This window comes from Corynebacterium sp. 212_CJEI, assembly GCF_001055915.1.
In the GTDB taxonomy this organism is placed as follows: Bacteria; Actinomycetota; Actinomycetes; order Mycobacteriales; family Mycobacteriaceae; genus Corynebacterium; species Corynebacterium jeikeium_D.
In genome coordinates, this window is record NZ_JVPT01000072.1 from 97689 (window position 1) to 123370 (window position 25682).

Consider the following 25682-nt stretch of genomic DNA (forward strand, 5'->3'; position numbering starts at 1 on the left):
TTGGGGGCATACAAGTTTCAAATATGCCCCAATTCATCGCCCCTGGTCTACCGCTTCAGGGGACTTGTAGGTACCCTCCGCTTATCCCCCACACAATGGCGGTTGCTGCAAGCATCGCAGGCCCATGAGGCACGCTCGCCGGTACAGGCGCTGTTTTTGCTTTACGACGGTCACCCCAGCCCCGCTTTCCCGCGGTGACTCCTGCCATGAGGAGAGTGAGTCCGGCAGCCAACAGAATTGCCACTGCAATCCAAATTGCTGTCGCCACTGGCTCGCCCGATACCAGACCGACACCGCCCCCGAGAATTGCTGCGAGCTTCACATCTCCAGCCCCCATAGAGCGTGGGTTGAAGATGAAGACTGCTACATAGAGGCCAAACCAGAGGCCTATTCCTGTTCCTATGGCTGCGACTGCACTGGCGAGATTGTCAGCCAAGGTGCTCTTTTGCTGGAGCACCATTCCAGTGGTTGCTATCAGACCCACTGCCCCTAGCACTAACCACCAGTTCGGTAGTCTTCGCCGAGTCACATCCAACCAGCAGCCAATACCGCCCCAGCCGAGTACAAGCATCACGACTAGGAAATAGAAAACCCGGTCAAGGTAGACCGGGTCAATCCTGTGCTGTCCAATCGGAGACAGCCCTATCTCAGTTATTCCCCACCCCATAACTTTGGGATTGTAACGGTTGTGAGCTAGTTCGGCAGCGCTGCACGCATCGCCTCGACATCGGGAGTGCGTCCAGTAAACTGCTCAAACTGTCCCACCGCTTGATGTAGCAACATGGACAATCCACCGACCGCCTGTGTCCCTCCGCGTTCCGCTGCTTTCACAAGTGGGGTTGGCCAGGGATTGTAAATGACGTCGAGAATCTTCGGTGCTCGAGCGAGGTAGCCAGCAACCGACTCAATTGCGGCTGACGGCACCGTAGAGACCAGCACGTCGGCATTACCAGCAATATCTGCCAGGTTTGGAACATCAAAAGTCACCCAAACAAATTCCATCCCCAGCGCGGCAGCTAATGGTTCAATGTCATATGCGCGCTCGGAGCGCGCTACTACGGTCACATGATTGACACCCAGCTGCGACAGCGCCCAAAGTGCCGGTCGTGCCGTGCCACCGGCACCAACAACAACGGCGCGGCCACGTGGTGCGTTCGTGCAGTCTATCTCGCGCAGTGCTCCCAGTACGCCGTCGCCATCGGTGTTGTCGGCAAACCAGTCCGAATCGCGACGGACCAGAGTGTTCGCTGAACCTATGAGCCGTGCGCGCTCACTGACTTCATCCGCGAAGTCCAGCGCGGCAAACTTGCCAGGCATCGTGACGGAAAATCCCTGGAAACAGGGGTCTGCTCCACCAACGACGTCGGCAAGTTCTTCGGCGTTGCAGCGAATGCGGTCATAGTGCCAGTCATTCATTCCCGCAGCGCGGTAACCGGCGTTGTGAATAGCCGGCGAGTACGAGTGATCAATCGGATCTCCCAGCACGGCTGCGCGATGAGTTATAGGCATAGGAGTTCTACCTCTTAGCGGTTGGAATCCAGCACGCCATTGTTGCGTGACTCGTCGATAGCGGCCTCGTGCTCTTCGAAGGTCGTGCTAAAGACAGTATTTCCTTCCTTGTCCACCGTGACAAAGTACAGCCAGGTGCCGTCAGCCGGATTTTCCATGGCACGAATCGCCTCGATGGAGGGCGAAGCAATGGGGGTTTCCGGCAGCCCCTCCTTGGCGTAGGTGTTCCACGCGGTCTTTCGCGCGCGGTCCTCATCCGTGGTTGCGATTTCCTGATCTGGCAGGTCGTAGTTGACTGTCGAGTCGAACTGCAGCTGCATCGGTTCGTCGAGACGGTTGAGAATAACGCGAGCGACCTTATCGAAGTCGCCATCTGGCGCCTCCATCTGGATCAAAGAAGCTGCGGTAATCAGCTCGTATGGAGTAAGACCAACCATGTCCGCTGAAGCCATGAGACCCGTGTCCTCATAATTCTTCACCGATTCCTTGACCAATTTTGCCAGCATCTGTTCGGGCGTCTGCTGCGGGTCAAGGTGATGAATACCCGGCGTAATGAGTCCCTCAAGACGACGGGGGTCGTTGCCGCGCGCAGCTACCGCGTCCCGTGCCCATTCTGGAACACCGAGCGCGGCCAAATCGGCCTCCCCAGCAGCACGTTCGAGGTCGGCCTTGGACACGCAGTCATTGTCCTCAACACAAGTGGCCTCAGAAATAAGCGAGAAAATTCCCTTACGTACATCCGATGAGGACACAATGCGGGTATCGGCGAAACGGACGCCAGTCGGAATGTCAACGGTACCGACCTGATTTTCGACATTCAGAAGAGCCTCGACGGTCTCGTCGGCCTTCATCCGCTGATGGAGTCGGTAGAAACCCGGCTGCAATTCACTTGAATGGGAGTTCTCATTCGCGGCCTGGATGAACGCACGGGAAGACTTGACGACGCCGCTTTCCACCAATTGGTTGGACAAATCAGTAAGTGACGTGCCTTCACTGACTTCGACAATCGTCAATGGACCCTCAGCTTTGCCATCGTAATCGTCAACAATGCCGCCACGATTCCAGACGAGGCCAATCACTCCGAGGACCAACACGCATAACAGCACAGAAGTCACGTTGATTGCCACTGCCGTTTGGCGGTGACGAACTCGAGGCTTTGTCCCACCGCTACGAGCACCAGCGCGGTCCCGGTCGGCACGGCCGCTAGCAGTGCGGCGCGCAGTCTGCGCGTCTTTACTCATCAATAATCTCCTCGAATGCAGCTCACTCTCCCATCGGTATCAGCAAGGAGTCCTCCCATTTGGGTACGACACGCGACTGATAACGACTGGTGCGACATAGCTTTACGACGAAGTCGTAGCACTAGGTTGCATTGTAGGTGTGAATCGCCACTTCAACTTTTCAAATCCCATGCACGAAGAAAACGTGCTCAGGTATTACACACTTAATAATTGCGCAAAGGTGGGTGAATTGTCACCTTTCGGTAACTTTTGTGTGCCCCTACTCGGTATTTTCGTCCAAAGCTTTTGCCCGTCTGTCCAACCAGGATTGTAGAATTTCTACTGCCGCAGCCTGGTCAATAATCTTCCGCCCGGACTTAACATCAATACCTGCTGCGTGCAGCCGTGATTGAGCCATTACCGTCGTCATACGCTCGTCGGCGTAATGCACTACGACTCGGTCACCGAGTCGGCGCTGCAGCCGGAATCCAACGTCAGTAGCTTTCCGCGCAGAAGTCCCGAACGTGCCGTCGAGCATAAGGGGCATGCCGACAACAATCTCGACGACCTCAAGTTCAGTGGCGAGTTCCACGAGCCGGTCAATATCCGGCCCGTCAGGATCTTTTCGCCCCGTTGCTCGAGTGACTGTTTCAACCGGGGTCGCCAGGATACAGTCGGGGTCAGAGACTGCGACACCAACGCGGACATCGCCGACGTCGATTCCGAGCCGTCGACCCCGACCGGGATCATCCTGGCCGGGGGTATCAATGCGGGGCTTAGCCATTGTTTACTGCTCTTCCGATAGCACAGCCGTTAATTGGCTACTTGGACAGTTCGGCCTCAACAGCGGCCAATGCTGCGTCGATACCGGAGGTATCAGAGCCGGAGCCCTGTGCCATTGCCGGTTTACCGCCGCCCTTGCCGCCGACCTCGGCGCCCATCAGCTTCACCAAATCGCCGGCCTTAATACCGCGATTGACGGCTTCATCCGAAACCGAGGCCACAAACGGAACCTTGCCGCCGGCGTTGGAGATCAACGCAATGACGCTTGGGCGATCCGCAAGGCGCTTCGCCAAGTCATTAGCCAGCGAACGGATGTCCTTCATCTCCGTACCGTCGGGAAGCTTAAGTCCGAGGTAGGTGACATCGCCGATGGTGCGAGCGGACTCCAGGTGAGACGCGGCATTGGCCAGCAGCTGTCCGGCCTTGAAATCAGCGAGCTGCTTCTCTGCAGCCTTGAGCTTCTCAGCCAGTGCTGCAATGCGGTCTGGCAGCTCAGCAGACGGAGCCTTGAATTCAGTGGCCAGTCGCTCAGCCAGGAGACGCTCGGTGGACAGGTAGCGGAAGGAATCGATACCCGAGTAGGCCTCAATACGGCGCACGCCCGATCCGACAGAGGACTCGCCCAGCACAGCTACCGGACCAATCTGCGAAGAATGCGAAACGTGGGTACCGCCACACAGCTCAATTGAGAACGGGCCACCGACCTCGACAACGCGGACGATGTCGCCGTAGTTCTCGTTGAACAATGCCATGGCACCAGCGGCCTTGGCCTCTTCCAACGGCATCTCGGCAGTATTGACAGCCCAGTCGTTGTCGACAGCCTCATTGGTAATCTGCTCAATCTCACGGAGCTGTTCCGGTGTGAGCTGCTCACCGTACTTGAAGTCGAAACGGAGGTAGCCCGGCTTATTCATGGAACCAGCCTGAGTTGCAGTATCCCCCAGTACCTGACGCAGAGCACCGTGAATCAGGTGAGTTGCAGTGTGCGCCTGACGAGCACCGTGACGCCACTGCTCGTCGACCAAAGCTTCAGCGGAGACGCCCGGGGTAAACTCACCGGCTGTGACGATGCCCTTGTGAAGCCACAGCTTCTTGCCCACCTTTTGGACATCGTTGATGTGGACCACAGCGCCGGAATCAGTCACGATTCGACCACGGTCAGCCAGCTGACCTCCGGCCTCGGCATAGAGCGGAGTGCGGTCGAGGATAACCTCAATCTCATCGCCCTCTGCGGCAAACGCCAGCTTCTGGCCATCAGCAATGATGCCGAGAATCGTGGATTCGTCGGCAAGCCGATCGTAACCAGTGAAGGACGTCGGGTGTTCATCGATGAACTCGCGGTAGACGTGCAGGTCGGTGTGCGACTGCTTCTTTGCCTGGCTGTCGGCCTTTGCACGCGCACGCTGCTCAGCCATCTCGCGATCGAATTCCTCGCGGTCGATGGTCAGGCCAGCTTCTTCGGCCATCTCGATGGTCAGGTCGATTGGGAAGCCGTGGGTGTCATGCAGGGTGAAGGCATCGTGACCGGATAGAACGGTTTTACCCTCTGCCTTGGCCTTGGTGGCCGCGCGCTCGAACAGCTCCTCACCAGCGGACAGCGTCTTGGTGAAGGTCTTTTCCTCGGCGACGGCGACGCGGCGAATACGGTTCCAGTTCTCCGCGATCTCTGGGTACGACGGGGTCATGGTCTCGGCCGCGATACCAATCAGCTTCTCCAGCACTGGACCGTTAGCGCCGAGCAGGCGCGCAGAGCGGATAATACGGCGCAGCAGGCGACGCAGAATATAGCCACGATCGGAGTTCGAGGGGGTGACACCGTCGAGCATCAGCATCAAGCCGGTACGGCTGTGGTCAGCGATGACGCGGAAACGGATGTTGTCCTGGTGGTTCGAGCTGTATTTCGAACCGGTGAGCCGCTCAGCCTCGTCGATAACCGGACGCAGTAGGTCGGTTTCGTAGACGTTGTCGACACCCTGCAGCAGGAAAGCAACACGCTCGATCCCCATACCGGTATCGATGTTCTTCTTCGGCAACGGGCCAAGAATCTCGAAAGAGTCCTTGCCTGTTCCTTCGCCACGCTCGTTTTCCATGAAGACGAGGTTCCAAATCTCGATGTAGCGATCCTCGTCGGCCTCTGGGCCACCATCAGCTCCGTACTCCGGGCCGCGGTCGTAGAAAATCTCTGAGCACGGACCACACGGGCCAGGCACACCCATGGACCAGTAGTTGTCCGCCATACCTCGGCGCTGAATGCGCTCCTCCGGCACACCAACCTTCTCGTGCCAGATGTCATGGGCCTCATCGTCGTCGAGGAAAACAGTTACCCACAGCTTCTCAGCCGGGATGCCAAAGCCGCCGTCCTCAACAGCACCAGTCAGAAGGCTCCATGCATGAGTGATGGCACCTTCCTTGAAGTAATTTCCGAATGAGAAGTTACCCGCCATCTGGAAGAAGGTGTTGTGGCGGGTCGTGATACCTACCTCTTCAATGTCCAGTGTGCGCACGCACTTCTGAATTGAGGTCGCGGTGGAGAAGTCCGGAGTCTCATTGCCGAGGAAGTAGGGCTTGAACGGCACCATGCCGGCATTAACGAACAGCAGGTTCGGGTCATCCAAAACCAGGGAGGCACTGGGGACCTCGGTGTGTCCCGCCTTTACGAAATGCTGGATGAAGCGATTTCGAATTTCATGAGTCTGCACGGTGTTCTACTTCCTCGTTTCACGTCGAGCGTCCGAGATGTTTAATACAAAACTAGCAGTCTACCCGCTCGGTTCGAGCAACTTTAAAACCACCCCACCGGCACCCCGTAGATTCCGACCGATCTCGCCTACTTCGATTTCCGGCGGCTCCCCCGGATAATTCGGCGAATGCGTCCGAGGTATTCAGCCATGCCGTTTTCACGACCGTGATTGGATGGGACGAAATAATCGGTGCCCACCAACTGATCTGGTGGATACTGTTGGGCGACGACACCCATGGGGTCATTGTGCGGGTAGATATAGTCCACCGCGTGACCAAGGTCCTTAGCCCCGCTGTAATGTCCGTCGCGCAAATGTGGTGGCACCGGTCCGGTCTTCCTGGAACGAACATCCTTCAATGCCCCGTCGATTGCGCTTATGACCGAATTCGACTTCGGTGCTGTTGCCAAGTGAATCGTGGCCTGCGCCAGCGTCAGCCGGGCTTCCGGCATCCCTATCAAGGCAACTGCCTGCGCCGCGGCGACGGCGGTTTGCAGAGCTGTCGGGTCGGCCATACCGATGTCTTCGCTGGCCAGAATTACGATTCGGCGGGCAATAAACCGAGGGTCTTCCCCACCCTCAATCATCCGCGCCAGGTAATGCAGGGCAGCATCGACATCAGATCCGCGAACGGACTTAATAAACGCGCTGGTGACGTCGTAATGCTGGTCGCCGTCGCGGTCATAGCGAACCACGGCTCTGTTGATCGAATTGGCAAGCGACTCAGCGGTAATCTGCTCACCATCGGCGACGGCTTCTGCGGCTGCCTCGAGGTACGTGAGGGAACGACGAGCATCACCAGCTGCCAGCGCAATGAGCTGTTTACGTGCATCGTCTGTCATACTGACGCGACCATTCAGGCCGCGCTCATCGGTAAGTGCTCGATCAATGAGCGTGCCGACGGCTTCGTCGTCCAGTGACTGCAACTGCAACAGCAGTGACCGACTGAGCAGCGGGGACACCACTGAGAAGGATGGGTTTTCCGTCGTTGCCGCGACGAGAAGGACAATCCGGTTTTCCACGGCACCCAACAGGGCATCCTGCTGGGTCTTGGAAAAACGGTGCACCTCGTCGATGAAGAGCACCGTTTGAATGCCCTGGTTAACGAGCGTGCGACGAGCAGTGTCGATAACCGCACGCACTTCCTTTACCCCGGCATTAAGCGCGGAAAGCGCTTCAAAGTGTCGTCCAGTCGCCGCGGAAATCAAACTGGCGAGAGTGGTCTTGCCAGTTCCGGGAGGGCCAAACAAAATAACGGAGGTGTCGCCGCCACCTTCGACCAGACGGCGCAACGGTGCTCCGGGGGCTAACAGGTGGTCTTGACCAACGACTTCATCGAGGTTTCGCGGTCGCATCCGAACCGCCAACGGCGCGTGTGCACCTGGGTGAAAATAGGCGCTCGCATCGGAGTTCAGGCCAGTGCTTGCTGGCCCCGCACTCCGACCTTGGCTCTTGGCCGCTGTAGGTCCGGCGACCGAAGGCTCGTCGAAAAGCCCTGGAGCGTCATCGGCGGAGCCGTTTGCACCGCCTGACGGCAGCTTATTCGGATCCGCCACGTGTGCCCTAGCCTTCCTCTTGCTCTAAGAAATCGATGACTGCATGCGCGAACTGTTCCAGCTCGTCGGCACGATCGTCCTCACACTTATGGGCGAACTGTGCAATCGCGCGAGCCGTGTTAGCCATGTCGCGCCGCTCCAGTGCTGAGCCGCCAACTTCCGGCTTCAGGTCCGTGCGTCCTTCATGCCCCACCCACAGCGCTTGTTTTGGAGAACCGAAGAAGGAAACCGTTGCGGAGATGAAAAACCAACCGAGCAACGCTGCAGCGATGAACGCCATCAAACGGCGGTCGCTCGTGCCGCGATACCAATGGTCACGAATCTCTTCCATCCAGGCACGGACAAACACGTCGACCTCTGCCTCCGATGGACGCTCCACGAAAACGTGCAGCGGGAAGCCTGCGACGACGCTGGCCACGTCGAAGATAACATCGCGGTAACCAGCCCACTCATAGTCGAGGAACTGGACCTTATCCGCCAGCAGAATGTTGTCCGGGGCGAGGTCAAACGGAGTAAACGCCCTATGCGTGCCCTTCTCAATTCGACGAGCAGCATCCTCACCGAAAGAGCGCACAGCGTCGGGAACAGGAATGCCGGACCCCTCGACAGCTCGCATACCAAAGCGAATCCCCGACACAATGCCGTGGTCACGCGCCTCGAGAGCCTCGCGATCGACCTTGTTCTTCACCCACATACGACGACGCAGGGTCTCAAATCCCTCTTCACGAGTATGCGTGTGAATATGCATCCGACCCAGCGAAGCGCCGAGGCTGCGGAATGCGCGCAATCGTCGCTCTTCATCGCCACGAAAGAGTACGTCCGCAAGAGTGTCCACGACACCGACGTCGCTGAGAACCAATAGCTGCTTTGAAACATCGTAAGCAAGAAGCTGAGGCCCCGGGCGGACGTCGTCAGGCAGTGTATTGATGAACTGGTACGCCACGACTTCCCGTAAAACGGCGGGATCGACGCCTTCAGTCGTCGTAGGAATTTGCTTTACGACGACCGTGCGTTCCTGCATAAAGGGATTTGTGGCGACCCGTACGCGGACAACAAGAGCGTTTGACTGACCTGTAAGTACTTCTGGATCCGACAACACTGGAGTGCCGCCGAATCGTGCGGAAAGCAGTGTCTCTGCATCTTTAACTACGCTGTCAACTTCTGCTGCAGCGTCGTCCGAGTACTCCATTGAATGCCCTTTCAATGAGCCAGTTTCAGTCAGGCGATACGGATGTTGCGTTGTGGCCAGTAACGCCTTGGTTAGGAGGAATTGGCGCCACTCGCGCTGTTCACGCTGGAGTGACAGATCACATTCCTCGCAATGTGATTTCTTTGTTTACTTGCTGTCGCCTGCGTCGGCTGCTGCCTTAACGCCGTCTGCCTTCTGCTTTGGCTTCGGCTTGAAGTCGATACCGGTCTCCTTGCGCTGCTGAGCGGTAATCGGAGTCGGGGCGTCAGTCAACGGATCAACGCCGCCACCGGACTTCGGGAAGGCGATAACTTCGCGAATCGAGTCAACGCCGGCCAGCAGGGAAACGATACGGTCCCAACCGAATGCGATACCACCGTGCGGCGGAGCGCCGTACTGGAAGGCATCCAGCAGGAAGCCGAACTGCTCCTGTGCCTCTTCCTCGCCGATGCCCATAACATCGAAGACGCGCTTCTGGACATCTGGGCGGTGAATACGAATGGAGCCGCCACCAATTTCGTTACCGTTGCAGACGATGTCGTAGGCGTAAGCCAGTGCGTTGCCAGGATCCTTGTCGAAGGTATCCATGTGCTCTGGCTTCGGCGAGGTGAAGGCGTGGTGCACAGCAGTCCACTGCGAGTGGCCCAGGGCAACGTCACCGGAAGCGGTAGCGTCGGCAGCCGGCTCGAACAACGGTGCGTCGACGACCCAGGTGAATGCCCAGTCGCCTTCCTTGATAAGGCCGAGCTTCTTGGCAATCTCTCCACGAGCAGCACCCAGCAGTGCACGGGAGCTCTTAGCGTCACCTGCAGCGAAGAAGATGCAGTCACCCGGCTTCGCGCCTACGTGCGCCGCGATGCCTTCACGCTCTGCGTCAGTAATGTTCTTGGCAACCGGGCCGCCCAGAGTGCCGTCCTCCCCAACAAGGATGTAGGCCAAGCCCTTTGCGCCGCGCTGGCGGGCCCAATCCTGCCAAGCGTCGAGCTGACGACGAGGCTGCGATGCGCCACCGTCCATAACAACTGCACCGACGTAATCGTTCTGGAAGACACGGAAAGTGGTGTCCTTGAAGAACTCGGTGCACTCCACCAGCGGAATGTCGAAGCGCAGGTCCGGCTTGTCAGAACCGTACTTCTCCATGGCCTCCTTGAAGGTCATGCGTGGAATCGGGGTCTGAACAGTGACACCGGCCTCGGCGAAGATAGCAACCAGAATCTCTTCTGCCAGCGCAATGACATCGTCCTGCTCGGCGAAGCTCATCTCAACGTCGAGCTGAGTGAACTCCGGCTGGCGGTCAGCGCGGAAGTCCTCATCTCGGTAGCAGCGGGCGATCTGGTAGTAGCGCTCCATGCCAGCGACCATAAGCAGCTGCTTGAACAACTGAGGGGACTGCGGCAGTGCGTAGAAAGTGCCCGGCTTCAAACGAGCCGGCACCACGAAGTCACGAGCACCTTCCGGCGTAGAGCGAGTCAACGTCGGGGTCTCGATTTCGGTGAAGTCGTGGCTGTCCAGCACCTTACGGGCTGCGCGGTTGACAGCCGCACGGAGACGCATAATCTTGGCCGGGCCTTCACGGCGTAGGTCTAGGTAGCGGTACTTCAGGCGGGCTTCCTCGCCGACAGTGCCAGAAGTTCCAACATCCTCGAGCTGGAACGGCAATGCCGCCGACTCGTTGAGGATGGTCAGCTCCGTAACATTGACCTCAATTTCACCCGATGCCAGGTTCGGGTTTTCGGAGCCCTCCGGGCGCTTCTCAACGACACCGGTGACCTGAATGCAGTATTCGCTGCGCAGGTGGTGTGCACGCTCAGCAACTTCGCTGTTGCGGAACACAACCTGGGCGTAACCGGAGCGGTCACGCATGTCGATGAAGATCACGCCACCATGGTCACGGCGGCGTCCTACCCAACCGGTCAGGGTTACTGTGCTGCCGGCGAGGTCAGCGCGGAGGTCTCCGGCAAGATGCGTACGAAGCACTGCGAATTGGTCCTTCCAAAATTGGTGCTATAGGGATTAACGCTGTGGATAGCGGTTTCGTCCGTGTAGTCTACCTTGAAGCCAGAAAGGTGAGAAGAAGACCCCGGCTATTTTGCTTATTACCGGTCATCGCCTTGGGCCTACCTCGGGCTTCATGTACTCACTTAGACAAAGTTCTCCGTAGATCCTGACGTTGATTTACATGCGGATACTATGACGCAGCGCTATTCAATGGCCCGTTTTCCGCACCTTATGCAATAGTCTTACTCCTATGACCTTCCGGAATGACTTCCAAAAGAGCTCGGCTCGTGCCGAGCGACGCTCGGGTGGTGGCCGCGCTATCGCCGTAGGCGGTGGCGGTATCGGCGGCCTTGTCCTCATCGGCCTGTACTTACTTCTCGGCGGCGACCCGGGACAATTGGGACAGCTGACAGGTGCCCAGAACAACCAGTCCTCGCAGACTGCACAGCAGTCCCCTGGCGAGGATCCATGCAAGACCGGCGAAGATGCCAACAGCCGCATCGATTGCCGGATGGAATTCACCGGTATTTCGGTCGACCGAGTCTGGGAAGAACAACTCCCCGCACAGGCCGGCATCGAGTACACGAACCCAGGCTTAGTCCTCTTTGAAGGCTCCACTCAGTCGGGCTGCGGCGCAGCGTCCTCGTCCACCGGCCCGTTCTACTGCCCCGCCGATCAAACGGCCTACTTCGACACGGAGTTCTTTAGCACCCTGGAGCGCATGGGCGGAGGCAACGGACCGCTCGCACAGGAATACGTCGTGGCCCACGAATTCGCCCACCATATCCAAAGGTTGGAGGGCACACTCGGCCGCAGTAACTACAACGAACCGGGCCCCGATTCCGACGCTGTAAAGATCGAGCTGCAGGCCGACTGCTACGCGGGTATCTGGGCTCATTACGCGGACAAGGGGCCGGACGCAATCCTCGAACCGCTTTCCGACGAGCAAGTTGCCGATGCCCTCAAAACTACGAAGGCCATTGGCGATGACACCATCCAGCAGCATTCCGGCGGTGGTGTTCAACCGGACTCCTGGACCCACGGCTCGGCCGAGCAGCGTACGAAGGCATTCCTCACCGGCTACAAGTCAGGAAAGATGTCTCAGTGCGACACTCTCGAGCGCGGCGTCTACAGCTAGACTCCGCACTCAACAAATGCGCGTTTCCTAGATGCGCGACTGCAACTCCTGAACCAGTGCATCTAGGGCGACTGCGTGCTGCTCGTGGGACTCAAGGTTCTTCAGCTGAACCTCGCCCGCGGCCAATTCAGACTCGCCGAGGACCAACGCAAATCGGGCTCCAGCGCGATCGGCACCCTTCATCGCGCCCTTCAGACCGCGGCCGCCGTAGGACATATCTGCGCGGATACCCGCTTGGCGCAGCTTATTGATCTGCACCGCCATAGCGTGAGCGGCTTCTTCACCGAGCGCAACACCATACACATCGACGCGTCGACCATCGCTGGCCTGCTTGCCCTCTGCTTCCAGTGCGAGCAGCGCGCGATCCACACCCAAACCAAAGCCAATTCCAGACAGCTCTTGGCCGCCTAGCTGCGCCATCAGCCCGTCGTAGCGACCACCGCCACCGATACCCGACTGAGCACCAAGGCCGTCGTGAACAAACTCGAAGCACGTCTTGGTGTAGTAGTCCAGTCCGCGCACCATTCGAGGATTGATGACATAGGGCACCTTCATGTCATCCAACAGTCCAGTCACAGCTTCAAAGTGACCGCGAGCGCTGTCAGAAAGGTGGTCCAGCATCAGCGGCGCGTCGGCAAGCATTTCCTGCATTTCCGGTCGCTTATCGTCGAGAACGCGCAGCGGGTTGATGTTTGCACGGTGGCGCGTTTCCTCATCCAGAGGCAGGTCAAACAAGAACTCCTGCAGCTTAGCGCGATATTCAGGGCGGCAGGTGTTGTCGCCAAGGCTTGTCAGTTCAAGGCGGAAGCCTTCGAGCCCGATACCGCGGAAGCATGCGTCGGCAAGCGCGATGACTTCAGCGTCCAGCGCAGGATCATCGACGCCGATTGCCTCTACGCCCACCTGCTGCAACTGACGGTAACGGCCTGCCTGCGGGCGTTCATAGCGGAAGAACGGCCCCGCGTAGGAAAGCTTGACCGGCAACTGACCGCGGTCCAAATTGTGCTCAATGACCGCGCGCATCACGCCCGCGGTACCCTCCGGGCGCAGGGTGACGGAGCGGTCGCCGCGGTCGGCGAACGTGTACATCTCCTTGGTGACGACGTCCGTCGATTCACCTACGCCACGTGCAAAAAGCCCGGTGTCCTCGAAAATTGGCAGCTCAATGTGCTCATAGCCCGCAAGTCGTGCGCGGTGCTGGAATGAGTTTCGCACCGCCTCGAATTCGCGGGAGACCGGCGGGACGTAATCCGGCACGCCCTTGGGCGCGGAGAATGGCTTCAACTTCTTTGGCTTCTGGCTAGAGTTCACCCCGCTAACTCTACCTGCCAACTCTCACGAGGTGTCAGCCAGGCTAGGTGAGGTTTTGCAGGAACGGGTTGGTCGCGCGCTCCTCGCCTATCGACGATGCGGAGCCATGGCCCGGAAGAATCATGAGGTCATCCGCCAGCGGGAGGACCTTATCCTTCAACGACTGCTGCATGTGCTCCGGACTACTGCCCGGCAAATCTACGCGACCGATAGCCCCCTTAAAGAGGACGTCCCCGCTGAAGACAATCTCATCTTCCCCATCGGAAGCGCGCAGCATCACGCATCCCGGAGAGTGACCCGGAGCGTGAATGACTTCGAAATTCAACCCTGCCCACTTTACTTCGTCGCCATCCTCGAAGAAACCAGCTTTTGTATAAGCCTGCATGGATTCGATGTCAAAGAGGTGTCCGAAAGAAGAACCGCCGAGTTTCGGATTGGCCAGCAACACATTGTCGCTTTCGTGAATGAAGACAGGGATATCCCAGAAGTCGGCGGCCTCCGCGACATCGCGGACGTGGTCGATATGACCATGGGTCAGCAGAATTGCTTCCGGCTTCCAATCTCGCTTTTCAACCTCGCCGCGTATTACCTCGAACGCTCCCATGCCCGGGTCAATAATCACGCACGGGGTAGCCAAATCGTCCATCCCCGGAGCGCCTGTTGCCACGTAGCAGTTGGTCTGAAAAGGGCCGGCTGCAAATCCAAATATCTCCATGGCGCTCCATTGTAACGATTGTGTACAGCCCCCGGCAGGCTATTTGCGCCTTCCAACAACGGGAAGAGAGCACCTTTCCCCTTGCTCGTTGGCCTGTCATCTCGCAAATGGGAAGCAATCCCGGGCATAATGGTCGATTGTGTACGCGACGGTGACCGACTGAGCTGTTACTTCAAATGCGGTCACTATCAATGGGCAAAATCGTCCGCTGGTGTTCCGTCACCAGCAATAGATGACTAACAGATACGGAGAAAGACTAGTGGCCAATAATGAGCAAAGGCGCAAAGATGCGATGCGGACGCTCGAGCGCGAACTTAAGCGCCGTGCACGTGCCGAGAAGCTGAAGCCACTGGGCGTTGTCGTAACTACCTTGGCTATCCTGCTCTTTATCGGTGGCGGCATCTACTTGCTGACCACGGCTGGCGGCGCTGACGACAATGAGGCCGCTGATGAATCCACGACTCCAGTCGAACCTGCAGCTCTGACAGCTACTCCTGTCAGCGGTGAAAAGGTTCCAATGAAGCGCTCTTCCCCACTTCCGGAAACCGTGACCTGTGACTACCCGGATGATGGCGAGGCATCGAAGGACATAGATAAGCCAGCTACCGACAACGTTCCCGCCACTGGCACTGTAACCATCACCCTGAAGACTAACCAGGGCGACATTCCGATGGAGCTGGACCGCGCTATTTCACCTTGCGGCGTCAATGCAATTGAGCACATGGCCAAGTCCGACTACTTCAATGACACTGTGTGCCACCGTATTACCGGTGGTGGCCTGAACGTTCTGCAGTGTGGCGACCCGACTGGTACCGGTACCGGCGGCCCGGGCTTCAAGTTCGCTGGCGAATGGCCGGTCAAGGATTCTGGTCTGGATCAGAATACCCCGTTGGTGTACCCGAAGGGCTCTATCGCCATGGCAAACCCGAGCGACCCAGATGCCAACGGCAGCCAGTTCTTCCTCAACTGGGCAGATTCTCAGCTGCCTCCGCAGTACACCGTGCTTGGCTCCATGACTGACGAGGGCACCAAGACGGTTGCGGACATTGCGAAGAACGGTATCGAGGGCGGCGGTACCTCTGACGGTAAGCCAGCTAAGGAAGTCCGTATTGAGAAGGCGGAAGTCAAGTAGCTGACTCAACTGACTGATTCAGAAATTAATCAAAAACAGGGCCAAGGTGTTTCACCTTGGCCCTGTTTTAATACCTACGCGGCCTCATCCTTTTTCACATATCGATGGGCTGCTAAACCGCCTACTGACCAGAAGTAATGCGGTAGACATCGAAGACTCCCTCGACACCGCGCAGAATGTTGAAGATATAGCCCATCTGCTTAGTGTCCGAAACCTCGAAGCTAAAACGCATTACGGCAACGCGGTCATCGGAGGTATGGGAGGACGTCGACAGGATTGAGACCTTCTGATCGGAGAAGACGCGAGTAATCTCCGAGAGCAGTCCATGACGGTCAAGTGCTTCGATTTGCACCGTAACCATGAAGACCGCACCGGAGGAATCTGTTGCCCAGGAGACCTCGATAATGCGCTCCGGCTCCTGGTGCAGCTTCTCCGCATTAGTGCAGTCCGTACGGTGCACACTGACCCCACCGCCGCGGGTGACGAAGCCAAAGATGGCATCGCCCGGCACAGGCGTACAGCATTTGGCAAGCTTAGCGGCCATATCCGCGCTGCCTTCTACCAACACACCCGTGCTGTCAGCGCGGCGCGGAGTGTTGTGCACGTTCATCTTTGAAATTGGCGTGCGGGAGACCAACTGCTCTTCGGCATCGTCCGCGCTCGAGAACTGCGCCATCAGCCGGTGAGTCACATGCTGCGCTGAGACCTGCCCCTTACCGATAGCGGTATAGAGCGCATCGACATCCGCATAGTGCAGCTCGGAGGCAATCTGCTTGATGGACGCCGGAGTGAACAGGCGGTGCATCGGCAGACCGCCGCGCTGTACCTCTGCAGCCAGTGCGTCACGGCCGGCATCGAGTGCCTCCTCGCGGCGCTCTTTGGCAAACCACTGACGGATCTTTGCCCGCGCACGTGGAGTTTTAACAAACTTCTCCCAGTCCTTAGACGGACCGGAATCGGCATCCTTGGACGTGAAAATCTCGACGCGGTCGCCAGTTTTTAGCGGTGATTCCAACGCCACTAGCTTGCCGTTGACTTTGGCACCAATACATCGGTGACCTACTTCAGTATGGACCGCGTAGGCAAAGTCGACCGGCGTGGAGTCCGCAGGCAATGTGATGACATCGCCCTTAGGTGTGAACGCAAAAATTTCAGTGACTGAGAGGTCATAGCGCAGGGAGTCCAGGAACTCGTTAGGATCTGCGGCCTCCCGCTGCCAATCCAGCAGCTGACGCATCCACGCCATCTGATCGACTTCGGCGGAATCTCCCTTGTGAGAGCCCTTGGTTTCCTTGTAGCGCCAGTGTGCGGCAATGCCGTACTCAGCGTTGTAGTGCATCTCATGGGTGCGAATCTGCACTTCTAGCGGGGAGCCACCTGGACCGATGACCGTTGTGTGCAACGACTGGTAAACCCCGAAACGCGGCGCGGAAATATAGTCCTTGAATCGCCCCGGCATAGGTTTGAACAGCGAGTGGACGGCACCCATCGCGGCATAGCAATCCTTGGTCGTGTCCACCAGAACTCGAAGTCCGACCAGGTCAAAAATCTCGTCGAACTCATGGCCGCGGACAATCATCTTCTGATAAATCGACCAGTAGTGCTTCGGCCTGCCCTGTACCTCAGCAGCAATGTGAGACTCCTTCAGATCCTTCTGAATCATCTCGGAGACTTCCTGGATGTACCGGTCCCGCTGCGGCGCTCGATCTGCGACCAAACGCACAATCTCGTCGTACTTCTTCGGGTACAAAATGGCGAAGGAGAGATCTTCCAACTCCCACTTCACGCTGGCCATTCCCAAACGATGCGCCAGCGGTGCAATCACCTCGAGGGTCTCACGGGCCTTCTTAGCCTGCTTTTCCGGCGGCAGGAAGCGCATTGTGCGCATGTTATGCAGCCGGTCAGCCACCTTGATAACCAGCACGCGCGGGTCCTGGCTCATGGCGATAATCATCTTTCGCACGGTCTCTGCCTCGGCGGCGGAGCCCAACGCGACCTTATCCAATTTGGTCACACCGTCGACCAGTCGTGCGACTTCTGGGCCGAAGTCCCGCTCCAGGTCCTCCAGCGTGTAATCGGTATCTTCGACCGTGTCATGTAGCAGCGCTGCCACCAGCGTGGTGGTATCCATGCCGATCTCGGCGGCAATAGTGGCGACTGCAAGCGGGTGAGTGATGTATGGCTCGCCGGATTTCCGGTACACGCCGTCGTGAAGGCGCTCGGCGGTATCGTAGGCACGCTGAAGCACAGCCAAATCTGCGCGCGGATGCACCTGTCGATGCACCGCGACAAGGGGATCTAGCACCGGGCGGATTTTCGTTCTGTTGCCGGTAAGGCTTCGCGCTAGGCGGGCACCATAACGGCGTGCGGGCCCTTCAGCCATGACTCATTCACCCCTTATTAACCACGTACAAAGGCAGATCAGCAAGCTTCTCCCGAGCTCCCAGGCCTTCAACCTCCAGCACGGTGCACAGCCCGGTTACCTCGACACCAGCGGTCTCCAGCAGGGCGCGAGCTGCACACAGGGTGCCACCAGTTGCCAACACATCGTCGACAAGTACGGCCTTCTTGCCCTTCAGCTCAAACCCACTAGCCGGAATCTCAAGCGCGGCCGTACCATATTCCAGTTCATAGGTCTCGGTCAGCACAGGCGGTGGTAGCTTACCCTTCTTACGAATAGCGAGCACTCCCAGTCCAAGCTTGTACGCCACCGCAGAACCCAGCAGGAATCCACGCGCATCTAGGCTGCCTATAACATCAGCCCCGAACTCTTCCACCTTGGCGGAAATCTCGTCCACAATCAGGGCGAACGTCGTGGCGTCGGCAAGCGCCGGCGTCAGGTCCTCGAAGAGTACGCCCTCAACTGGAAAATCGGGCACGAACCGAATCTGATCGGCTAATGCCTCACGCGCGTGTGCATACGACACAGGTTTAAGCTCCTTTTCGGCGAAAAGAAAAAGTGCGGGTACCTGTCAACGATACCCGCACAATGCGCTTTTAAAGTAGTTTCACCCGAACCACTGGGAGGCGCTACCTCCTACTGCCCCGGACGCCAGGACAGCGGCTTGTCTTCATCGCCCTCAAGCTTCGGAGTCGTCACCGTTCGTTTCGGCGTCGACGGCTCCATCTCGCTTGCCGACGGCTCCTTCGAGCCCGAGTCCTCCGCAACATCAGTGGTGGCGGAATCGGTGCCCGAACCGGCTCCCTCAGATGCCTTTGCGCGGGCAGACAGTACCGCCTCTTCATGCTTGCGGTATTCACGCTGCCGCGACTTAAGAGACACCAACAGCGACGAAGCCAGGAAGATCGAAGAGAACGTACCTTGAATAATGCCGATGAGCTGAACGAGTGCAAGGTCCTTCAGCGTTCCGACCCCTAGCATGCCCACGGCGATGACCATCAGTGCCAGGATTGGCAGGAGCGTCGACACCGTGGTGTTGATAGAACGCATGATGGTTTGGTTGACCGCCAGGTTCACCAACTCGGCGTAACTTCTACGGGTCGATGAACGATAGCCTGCCGTGTTCTCGTCGACCTTGTCGAAAACCACGACGGTGTCGTACAGGGAGAACGACAGCACTGTCAGCAAGCCGATAATGGTTGCCGGGGTGACGTCAAGACCAATGAGCGCGTAGATGCCCATAATCACGATTGCATCCACAACCAGGGCGAGAATTGCGGCAATGGCCATGTCGCGCTCGAAGTGAATGGTGATGTAGATGAACACCAGACCCAGGAACACCACTGCAGCCAGCAGCATTCGGTTGGTAATCGAAGAGCCCCACGACTCCGACACGGTCGAGTCACCAATGGCATCCGGGGTCTGCTGCCCCTGTACATCGACGGGCTTGAATGCATCATTCAACGCGATACGAGCACTATTAATCTCGTCCTGAGTCAGCTTCTCAGAGGTGATCTCCAGGATTCGGCCCTCACCAGAACCGATAATTTGCACCAGCTCCGGCTTCACGCCGGTCGCCTCGGTGAAAACCTCCTCGGCCTGCTCAGTTGTCACTGAGGCCGGCGGCATAGTCATCTTGGTACCGCCCTCGAAGTCGATACCGAAGCTGAACCCGCGAATCAGCATCGCTGCGAAAGCAACAACGATGATGGCGACGGCAATCTGGTACCAGCGCTTCCGCTTGCCGACGATGTTGATTCCACCCTCGCCGGTGTAGAGGCGGCGGAAGAAGGAGTCGTCTTTCACGCTTTCTGGCTCAGTGATTAGCGCCGGATTCGTCTGAGTAGTATTCATGGATTCCTACTTCCCCTCATTCGCGCTGGAGTGAGCTGCACCGGTGTCGGCAGCCGTACTGGCGGAGGCATCGGAGGCTCCGGCCTTCTTACCGGCAGCTACAGTCTTATTCCTCTGTGCAATCTCCATGACCGAGCCGAAGCCGTTCATCGACGGCTTGGACAAAGCTGGCCACTTACGAGTAGCCAGGATGACCAACGGCGCAGTCACGAGGAAAGCCGTCACAATGTCGAATGCTGTGGAGAGACCAAGTGTGAATGCGAAACCGCGGACATCGCCAACGGCCAGGATGTAAAGAACCACAGCCGCAATGATGGACACAAAGTTACCCGAAAGGATGGTGCGCCGTGCTCGTCGCCAAGCGTGCGGAACCGCGGAGCGGAAAGTTCTACCCGCGCGGATTTCGTCCTTAATGCGTTCGAAGAAGACGATGAAGGAGTCAGCCGTTACACCGATGGAGATGATGATACCGGCGATGCCAGCGAGATCGAGCGAGTAGCCAATCCAACGACCAAGAAGGACAAGGACGCCGTAGACCATCGCTCCAGCTGCTGCCAGCGAAACCAGCGAAATCACGCCCAGGCCGCGGTAGAGAGCAATCGCGTAGACGACAATCAGGGCGATACCGATAATGCCGGCAAGCAGACCGGCTTCCAAGGAAGCCGAACCAAGCATGGCCGGGATAGTCGTGGTGGTGCCGCCCGGCTCGCCGTCCTCACCTGCGAACGACAGCGGCAGTGCACCATAACGCAGGTTATTGGCCAGCCCCTGTGCCTCGTCGATTGAGAAGTCGCCCGTGATGCGGGTGGCAGAACCAACTGGGGTTGCCTCCTGAATCACCGGGGCGGAAATGACCTTCGAGTCCAACACGATAGCGACCTGCCGCTGCAGGTAGTCATTGGTCAACTTGGTCCATGTGCGAGCGCCGGTGTCATTCTTCCCGGACTTGAAGCTAAAGGAGACCTGAATCTGACCAGACTGCTGATCGTAACCACCGTTAATCGGCGCATTGGTATCAATAGCGTCGCCGGACAGACGCTGGCCCTTGGCCTCGTCCTCCTGCCCAATCAACAGCGGAGCCTTGCCCAGGAAGATGGCTTTACCGCCTTCGGGCGCACAGGTCACCAGCGGCTTGGCCGGGTCATCGGCACCCTGTAGCGGATCAACTGCATCGCGGTTATCGCAGGTCATCAGCGCAGCGGCTGCAAACTGTGTCGTTGGGTCTTCGGACTGGCGAGTCGCCAACAGCACGTCACGAACCTTCGTACGCAGCTCGGCCGCTTCAATTGAGTTCGCCGGCTTTGCCGGAGCTGTTGCGTCCAACTTCGGGGCCTCGCCCAGCGACTTGGACAGCTCCTCGGGAACCGGCTGATCTGGGTTCTGTTCCTTGAAGGCATCAATTGCACGCTTCTGCGTTTCGTTCATGTCCTTGTAGAGGTCATCAACACGCTTGGCGGCGTCCTCCTTCGACAGGACACCGACTGACACCCAATCTTCAGCAGTCTTCTTAACTACCTCGCCAAAGGCAGCTTCATCAGGGCCCTGGGTGGGCTGTTCTACCGGACGGAAGAAGAGCTGCGAAGTCTGGCCGAGCGTACGCGCCTCCTGTGAGTCTTCACCCGGCACGGTAATGACCAGCGTGTCACCGTCGGTGACAACTTGAGCGCCGCTGACGCCCATGCCGTTTACGCGGTTCTCCAGAATCTTGCGAGCCTGGTCCAGCTGATCGCGCGTCGGCTTTTCGCCCTGCGGCACCAAGGTTACTCGGGTACCACCCTGCAAGTCGATGCCCAACTTTGGCTTGGCTGATCCGCCGCCGGTGAAAAAGACGAGTGCGTACGTAAGGATGAGGAAGCCAACAAACAGTGCCAACAGCCACTGCGGCCAGTTCCTCTTGAATGTATTCGCACCGGATCTGGATTTGCTGTTCAAAGCAAAGTCTCCTGAATCGTGACGTTTAGGTACTTAAGCGCTTCGGGTAGAAACGCAGGTCTATAACCGCACCGCGAAATCGCGCGATACCAGGAAGAGGCATTGCGGGCGTCGCTAAGCAAAGCTATAAACACCAACCGCTAGAGAATAACCGATTTAGCGTAGTGCGCCGGTTTTGACTTGTACCTATTTAGTGAAAATCTTGCCCACGCTTGCCGACGGCGAAACCTGGGACGCGCCCGCTAACCCCACGGCGCACGCTACAGCTTGGATGCATGCAAACCAGCAGGGCGTGGGCGTGCAAAAAACTGCTACTGCTTTTCGGTGGAAGTGGAACCGTCTGTACCCGTGTTATCCGAGTTACTCGGAGTATTCGGGTTCTCGACCTGCTCATTGATGTCCGAAGCGGCATTGTCATCCGGACCGTGGCCGGTGATTTCTTGGACATCGCCGACGTGGTCATCTGGCGCATCGGAAACACGGCCACGTCGATCACGGTGAGCGTAGCTAGCTCCGGTACCGGTGGTGAGGTTGCGGGCAATGGCGCCCTTTTCCCACCGGGTCACGATGCCGTCAGCGATAATCAGGTCGACGGTTGTTTCGGTCGTATCAACGACCACACCATGCATACCGGAACCGGTGATGACCTCTGCGCCCGGGGCCAACTTATCCTGCATGTCCCGAATGGTGCGCACCTGCTTGTTCTGCTTGATGATCTGCCAAATTGGCAGCGCCAGGAACAAGAAAATAAGTAGGAGGAGAATAGTTTGATCCATGTCTGCCGAGTTTAACGAATTGCCAGCTAGCAATTCCACACTGCCCCGGCCAGGTCGATGAGAAAGCTATTCTCCGATAGTTCCCTCCGGAGGCTGCAACCCCAAGTGCCGCCATGCTCGGGCAGTTGCAACACGTCCGCGCGATGTACGCGCAATCATCCCGGCACGGACCAAGTAGGGCTCGCACACTTCTTCCACAGTCGAGGGCTCCTCACCGACTGCCAGCGCCAGGGAATTCACGCCCACCGGGCCGCCACCGTGCCCCTTGACCAGGGCAGTCAGCACTGCGCGGTCCAAGCGGTCCAGCCCAAGCTCATCGACATCGAAGACAATCAACGCCGCCTTGGCCGCACCAAGATCAATAACGCCACCGGAGTGAACATCTGCGAAATCGCGAACGCGACGCAGTAGGCGGTTGGCAATTCGCGGGGTACCTCGCGAACGCGAGGCAATCTCCACTGCAGCCTCTGGGCTGATATCCACCCCGAGGATCCCAGCGGCACGGGTAACCACCTTTGTCAGATCCTCGACCTCGTAGAACTCCATCTGCGCAGTAAAACCGAAACGGTCACGCAGTGGGCCAGTCAGCATACCCGAGCGCGTCGTTGCGCCTACCAGCGTAAAAGGTGGAATCTCGAGTGGAATTGACGTAGCTCCAGGCCCCTTGCCCACGATGACATCAATACGGAAATCTTCCATTGCCATGTAGAGCATTTCCTCCACGGGCCTGGCAATGCGGTGGATCTCGTCAATGAAGAGTACATCGCCCTCGAGCAGGTTCGATAGCATTGCTGCCAAATCGCCAGCGCGAATAAGCGCCGGACCGGACGTCATTCGCAGGGACGACCCCATCTCCTGCGCAATAATCATGGCCATGGTGGTCTTACCCAGGCCGGGAGGTCCCGACAGCAGAATGTGGTCCGGAGTCACATTTCGTCCCCGTGCCCCGGAGAGCACCAAATCCAGCTGCTCGCGGACCTTGGGTTGGCCGATAAACTCCCCTAACGACTTTGGTCGCAGGTTCGATTCCGCATCGACTTCCTCGACCTGAGCGCGGGCATCGACATCACGTTGTGCACCATTTCCCCCACCGCCAAAATGGTCGTTGGCTGCTCCATCTAAAGAGTCCCTGAAGGGATTGCCCGACACGTTAAACTCCGTGCGCTCGATATCGCTCATAGTCCCCTCATCCTAGTGCACTGCCATTTTTCATCATCAATGTAGCTGCAGGTCCTCGACCTGGATTTACTTTTCGCCCAATGTCTTTAGCGCCGCCTTCAGCGCCATTGATGTATCCAAGGTCGGATCAATCCGAACAACAGTCTCCGCTGCCTCATTCGCATCAGCTTCCGGGAACCCAAGCCCGACCAAAGCACCAACGACCTGATCCAGATCTGCCTTCAAAACAATGCCAGGCGCTGCTCCGCTTGCAGCTTCCTCCGGCTGGGATACCGCCCTATCCGCGAAAACCTCGACCTTATCCTTCAACTCAACCAACAGGCGCTCCGCCAATCGCTTGCCGACGCCGTTAGCCGCCTGGAGGGCCTTGGCATTCTTTGAGGCAACCGCATTGGCAATCTCGGCCGGCGACAGTACCGATAGAACAGACATCGCTACTTTTGGCCCCACTGTTGAGACAGTGCGCAAGAGCGCAAACATCTCACGTTCCTGCGAGTTGGCAAAACCAAAAAGCGTAATCGCATCTTCACGAACCGCCATTGTGGTCAACATGAAAGTCTGCTCATGCCTCACCAACTGAGAAGCTAACCTGCCCGTAATGGTGACCAAATGCCCGACACCACCGCACTCGATAACGCAATAGTCCGCACCGAGATCGATAACCTCACCGCGTAGAGATGCAATCACTTCTCACAATTCCTTTCACTACGGCTTCCCGAAAGACACCGAGATAAACGCCGAACTCACAAGTGTGCTCTAGCAGGCTCCCCTACCGCGAGGGATTCTCACGGCGAGAAAGCTCCAACTCCCGCTCCTCGTGTTGCTTAGCAAGCGCAGCCAAGGTGTCGCGCTGGCGTTGCAGAACCGGACCACGCCAACAGTGGCAGATAGCGATGGCCAACGCATCCGCTGCGTCCGCAGGTTTTGGCGGAGTTTCCAACCCGAGGATTCTCGTCACCATCATGGTCATCTGCTTCTTATCAGCCCGACCGTTGCCGGTAAGCGCCTTCTTTACCTCCGACGGCGTGTACATATGCACTTCCAAACCGCGTCTCGCCGCAGCGAGGACAAGGACACCAACCGCGTGCGCAGTCTGCATTACGGTGGACACATTGCCGCGCTCGAATACCCGTTCCATCGCAACCACGTCCGGCTCGTACTCATCCATCCACTGCTCCACGGCATTGGAAAGCCGTAGAAGACGATCCTCCAACGATGCCGTGGTTGGTGTGCGGGCGACCCCCACCGCAATGGGAATGACTTTCCTGCCCTGAGCACCTTCCGCAATGGAGAGACCACAACGAGTAAGGCCAGGGTCGATACCCATCACCCGCAGAGATCCAGCTCGATAGTTCACCTCTCCACTAATACCACATTTCGAACAGCTGTTTGTATCGTAGCTACACGGGGTACCAACCGTTGGTTCTGATAGGTTTAACACCATGAATTCACCGAAGAAGCTCTACGGCGTTCTCGCTGCAGCTGAAATGGTCACGTGGGCTCTGCTGCTCTTGGGGCTGGCACTGAAGTACCTGTTCAAAGTCACTGACATCGCCACCACCATCTTCGGCGGCATCCACGGTTTTACGTTCCTGTGCTACGTAGTCACCACCATCATGGTGTGGATCAACCAGCAGTGGAGCTTTGGCCGCGGTGTCATCGGCCTCGCCTCTTCTATCATTCCATTCGCAACCTATCCGTTTGAACGAAACACCCTGAAGGCAGGCCTCTTGGATCGGCCCTGGCGCTTTACCGACGAATCCGAGGAGCCACAGGGCATTTTCGAGTGGGCACTCGCGATGATTATTCGCCGCCCGTTTATCTCGGCATTCGTCATCCTGATTGTTCTCGCCGTGGTCTTCACACTGTTGCTGATGGCGGGACCTCCGACTCAGTGGTTCTCTTAAAACGGTTCTACTAAAACTTTCAGAAACCAAAATCGGGTTTATTGGCAAAAGTGTGTCCGTCTGGCGTGTCGACCGGTGCGTCGGCGGGCGGGCACCCTTCGCTACTTACCCCAATGCGAGTTACTGACTGCGTTTATGACAAAAATGACCTGAAAAATCGTCTGATAGTGACATAAACTCGCACAGTTTCACATTTGCAGCCGTATTCACACGCGCAGCCCGTAATTTTTTGAGGTTGCCAGTGTGTCGGGTTGTCAGTTTTTCTCCTTAACCCCAGGGTGTGGAGCTACCCGCAGGCGGGCTCTGACCAGTCGCTATCCTGAGGATCAGACACACTCTTTGAC

Annotated in this window: 21 protein-coding genes; 3 read left to right on the forward strand and 18 right to left on the reverse strand. The window is 57.8% G+C overall.

From position 1 onward, the window contains the following. Positions 1-55 precede the first annotated feature (55 nt). The 8 genes from ADB02_RS09540 to aspS form a co-directional block, all read right to left on the reverse strand. Positions 56-667, reverse strand: coding sequence for a prepilin peptidase (locus ADB02_RS09540; RefSeq protein WP_049190770.1), 612 nt, complete (start codon positions 665-667; stop codon positions 56-58). Between the two features lie 26 nt (positions 668-693). Next, on the reverse strand, positions 694-1509 hold the full coding sequence (locus ADB02_RS09545) for a shikimate dehydrogenase (RefSeq protein ID WP_049190773.1): 816 nt from the start codon (positions 1507-1509) through the stop codon (positions 694-696). 14 nt (positions 1510-1523) lie between these two features. Beyond that, complete coding sequence (mltG, locus tag ADB02_RS09550; RefSeq protein ID WP_049190774.1) at positions 1524-2750, reverse strand: endolytic transglycosylase MltG; 1227 nt, start codon at positions 2748-2750, stop codon at positions 1524-1526. A gap of 259 nt (positions 2751-3009) precedes the next feature. Beyond that, on the reverse strand, positions 3010-3513 hold the full coding sequence (ruvX, locus tag ADB02_RS09555; protein ID WP_049190777.1) for a Holliday junction resolvase RuvX: 504 nt from the start codon (positions 3511-3513) through the stop codon (positions 3010-3012). A 37-nt stretch (positions 3514-3550) separates the two neighbouring features. Continuing rightward, positions 3551-6211, reverse strand: coding sequence for an alanine--tRNA ligase (alaS, locus tag ADB02_RS09560; protein ID WP_049190781.1), 2661 nt, complete (start codon positions 6209-6211; stop codon positions 3551-3553). A 128-nt stretch (positions 6212-6339) separates the two neighbouring features. Then, entirely contained in the window at positions 6340-7665 is a 1326-nt protein-coding gene (locus tag ADB02_RS09565) for a replication-associated recombination protein A (RefSeq protein ID WP_241482452.1), read from the reverse strand. Positions 7666-7813: 148 nt separating this feature from the next. After that, positions 7814-8995 (reverse strand): phosphotransferase family protein, encoded by a 1182-nt coding sequence (locus ADB02_RS09570; protein WP_016422694.1) that lies wholly within the window; start codon positions 8993-8995, stop codon positions 7814-7816. Between the two features lie 147 nt (positions 8996-9142). After that, positions 9143-10972, reverse strand: coding sequence for an aspartate--tRNA ligase (aspS, locus tag ADB02_RS09575; protein ID WP_016422693.1), 1830 nt, complete (start codon positions 10970-10972; stop codon positions 9143-9145). 271 nt (positions 10973-11243) lie between these two features. Between aspS and ADB02_RS09580 the strand changes: the two genes are divergently transcribed. Further along, the gene (locus tag ADB02_RS09580) at positions 11244-12131 is read left to right on the forward strand and encodes a neutral zinc metallopeptidase (protein WP_016422692.1); all 888 of its coding nucleotides are present in this window, start codon (positions 11244-11246) and stop codon (positions 12129-12131) included. 27 nt (positions 12132-12158) lie between these two features. Here ADB02_RS09580 and hisS read toward each other — a convergent pair whose 3' ends face one another. Both hisS and ADB02_RS09590 read right to left on the reverse strand, forming a co-directional pair. Then, positions 12159-13442, reverse strand: a complete 1284-nt coding sequence (gene hisS, locus ADB02_RS09585; protein WP_049190787.1) for a histidine--tRNA ligase — start codon at positions 13440-13442, stop codon at positions 12159-12161. A 43-nt stretch (positions 13443-13485) separates the two neighbouring features. Then, positions 13486-14157 (reverse strand): MBL fold metallo-hydrolase, encoded by a 672-nt coding sequence (locus ADB02_RS09590; RefSeq protein WP_049190788.1) that lies wholly within the window; start codon positions 14155-14157, stop codon positions 13486-13488. A gap of 292 nt (positions 14158-14449) precedes the next feature. Between ADB02_RS09590 and ADB02_RS09595 the strand changes: the two genes are divergently transcribed. Then, positions 14450-15289 carry a peptidylprolyl isomerase gene (locus tag ADB02_RS09595; RefSeq protein ID WP_049190815.1) on the forward strand — a complete coding sequence of 280 codons (840 nt, stop codon included), beginning with the start codon at positions 14450-14452 and terminating at the stop codon, positions 15287-15289. Between the two features lie 121 nt (positions 15290-15410). On the opposite strand, the gene ADB02_RS09600 is transcribed toward ADB02_RS09595, so the two are convergent. The 8 genes from ADB02_RS09600 to ruvC form a co-directional block, all read right to left on the reverse strand. Then, complete coding sequence (locus ADB02_RS09600) at positions 15411-17672, reverse strand: RelA/SpoT family protein (RefSeq protein ID WP_016422688.1); 2262 nt, start codon at positions 17670-17672, stop codon at positions 15411-15413. 7 nt (positions 17673-17679) lie between these two features. Next, positions 17680-18216, reverse strand: coding sequence for an adenine phosphoribosyltransferase (locus ADB02_RS09605; RefSeq protein WP_016422687.1), 537 nt, complete (start codon positions 18214-18216; stop codon positions 17680-17682). Between the two features lie 110 nt (positions 18217-18326). Further along, complete coding sequence (gene secF / locus ADB02_RS09610; protein ID WP_049190789.1) at positions 18327-19544, reverse strand: protein translocase subunit SecF; 1218 nt, start codon at positions 19542-19544, stop codon at positions 18327-18329. A gap of 6 nt (positions 19545-19550) precedes the next feature. Next, positions 19551-21476 carry a protein translocase subunit SecD gene (gene secD / locus ADB02_RS09615; RefSeq protein ID WP_049190792.1) on the reverse strand — a complete coding sequence of 642 codons (1926 nt, stop codon included), beginning with the start codon at positions 21474-21476 and terminating at the stop codon, positions 19551-19553. Between the two features lie 311 nt (positions 21477-21787). Then, entirely contained in the window at positions 21788-22252 is a 465-nt protein-coding gene (gene yajC / locus ADB02_RS09620; protein ID WP_049190818.1) for a preprotein translocase subunit YajC, read from the reverse strand. A 66-nt stretch (positions 22253-22318) separates the two neighbouring features. Then, the gene (gene ruvB / locus ADB02_RS09625) at positions 22319-23431 is read right to left on the reverse strand and encodes a Holliday junction branch migration DNA helicase RuvB (protein WP_049190793.1); all 1113 of its coding nucleotides are present in this window, start codon (positions 23429-23431) and stop codon (positions 22319-22321) included. 66 nt (positions 23432-23497) lie between these two features. After that, positions 23498-24118: a Holliday junction branch migration protein RuvA gene (gene ruvA / locus ADB02_RS09630; RefSeq protein WP_048731308.1), complete on the reverse strand. Its 621-nt coding sequence runs from the start codon at positions 24116-24118 to the stop codon at positions 23498-23500. An 82-nt stretch (positions 24119-24200) separates the two neighbouring features. Then, the gene (ruvC, locus tag ADB02_RS09635; RefSeq protein WP_048731311.1) at positions 24201-24758 is read right to left on the reverse strand and encodes a crossover junction endodeoxyribonuclease RuvC; all 558 of its coding nucleotides are present in this window, start codon (positions 24756-24758) and stop codon (positions 24201-24203) included. A 115-nt stretch (positions 24759-24873) separates the two neighbouring features. Between ruvC and ADB02_RS09640 the strand changes: the two genes are divergently transcribed. Next, the gene (locus ADB02_RS09640) at positions 24874-25338 is read left to right on the forward strand and encodes a DUF3817 domain-containing protein (protein WP_049190796.1); all 465 of its coding nucleotides are present in this window, start codon (positions 24874-24876) and stop codon (positions 25336-25338) included. Positions 25339-25682 lie beyond the last annotated feature (344 nt).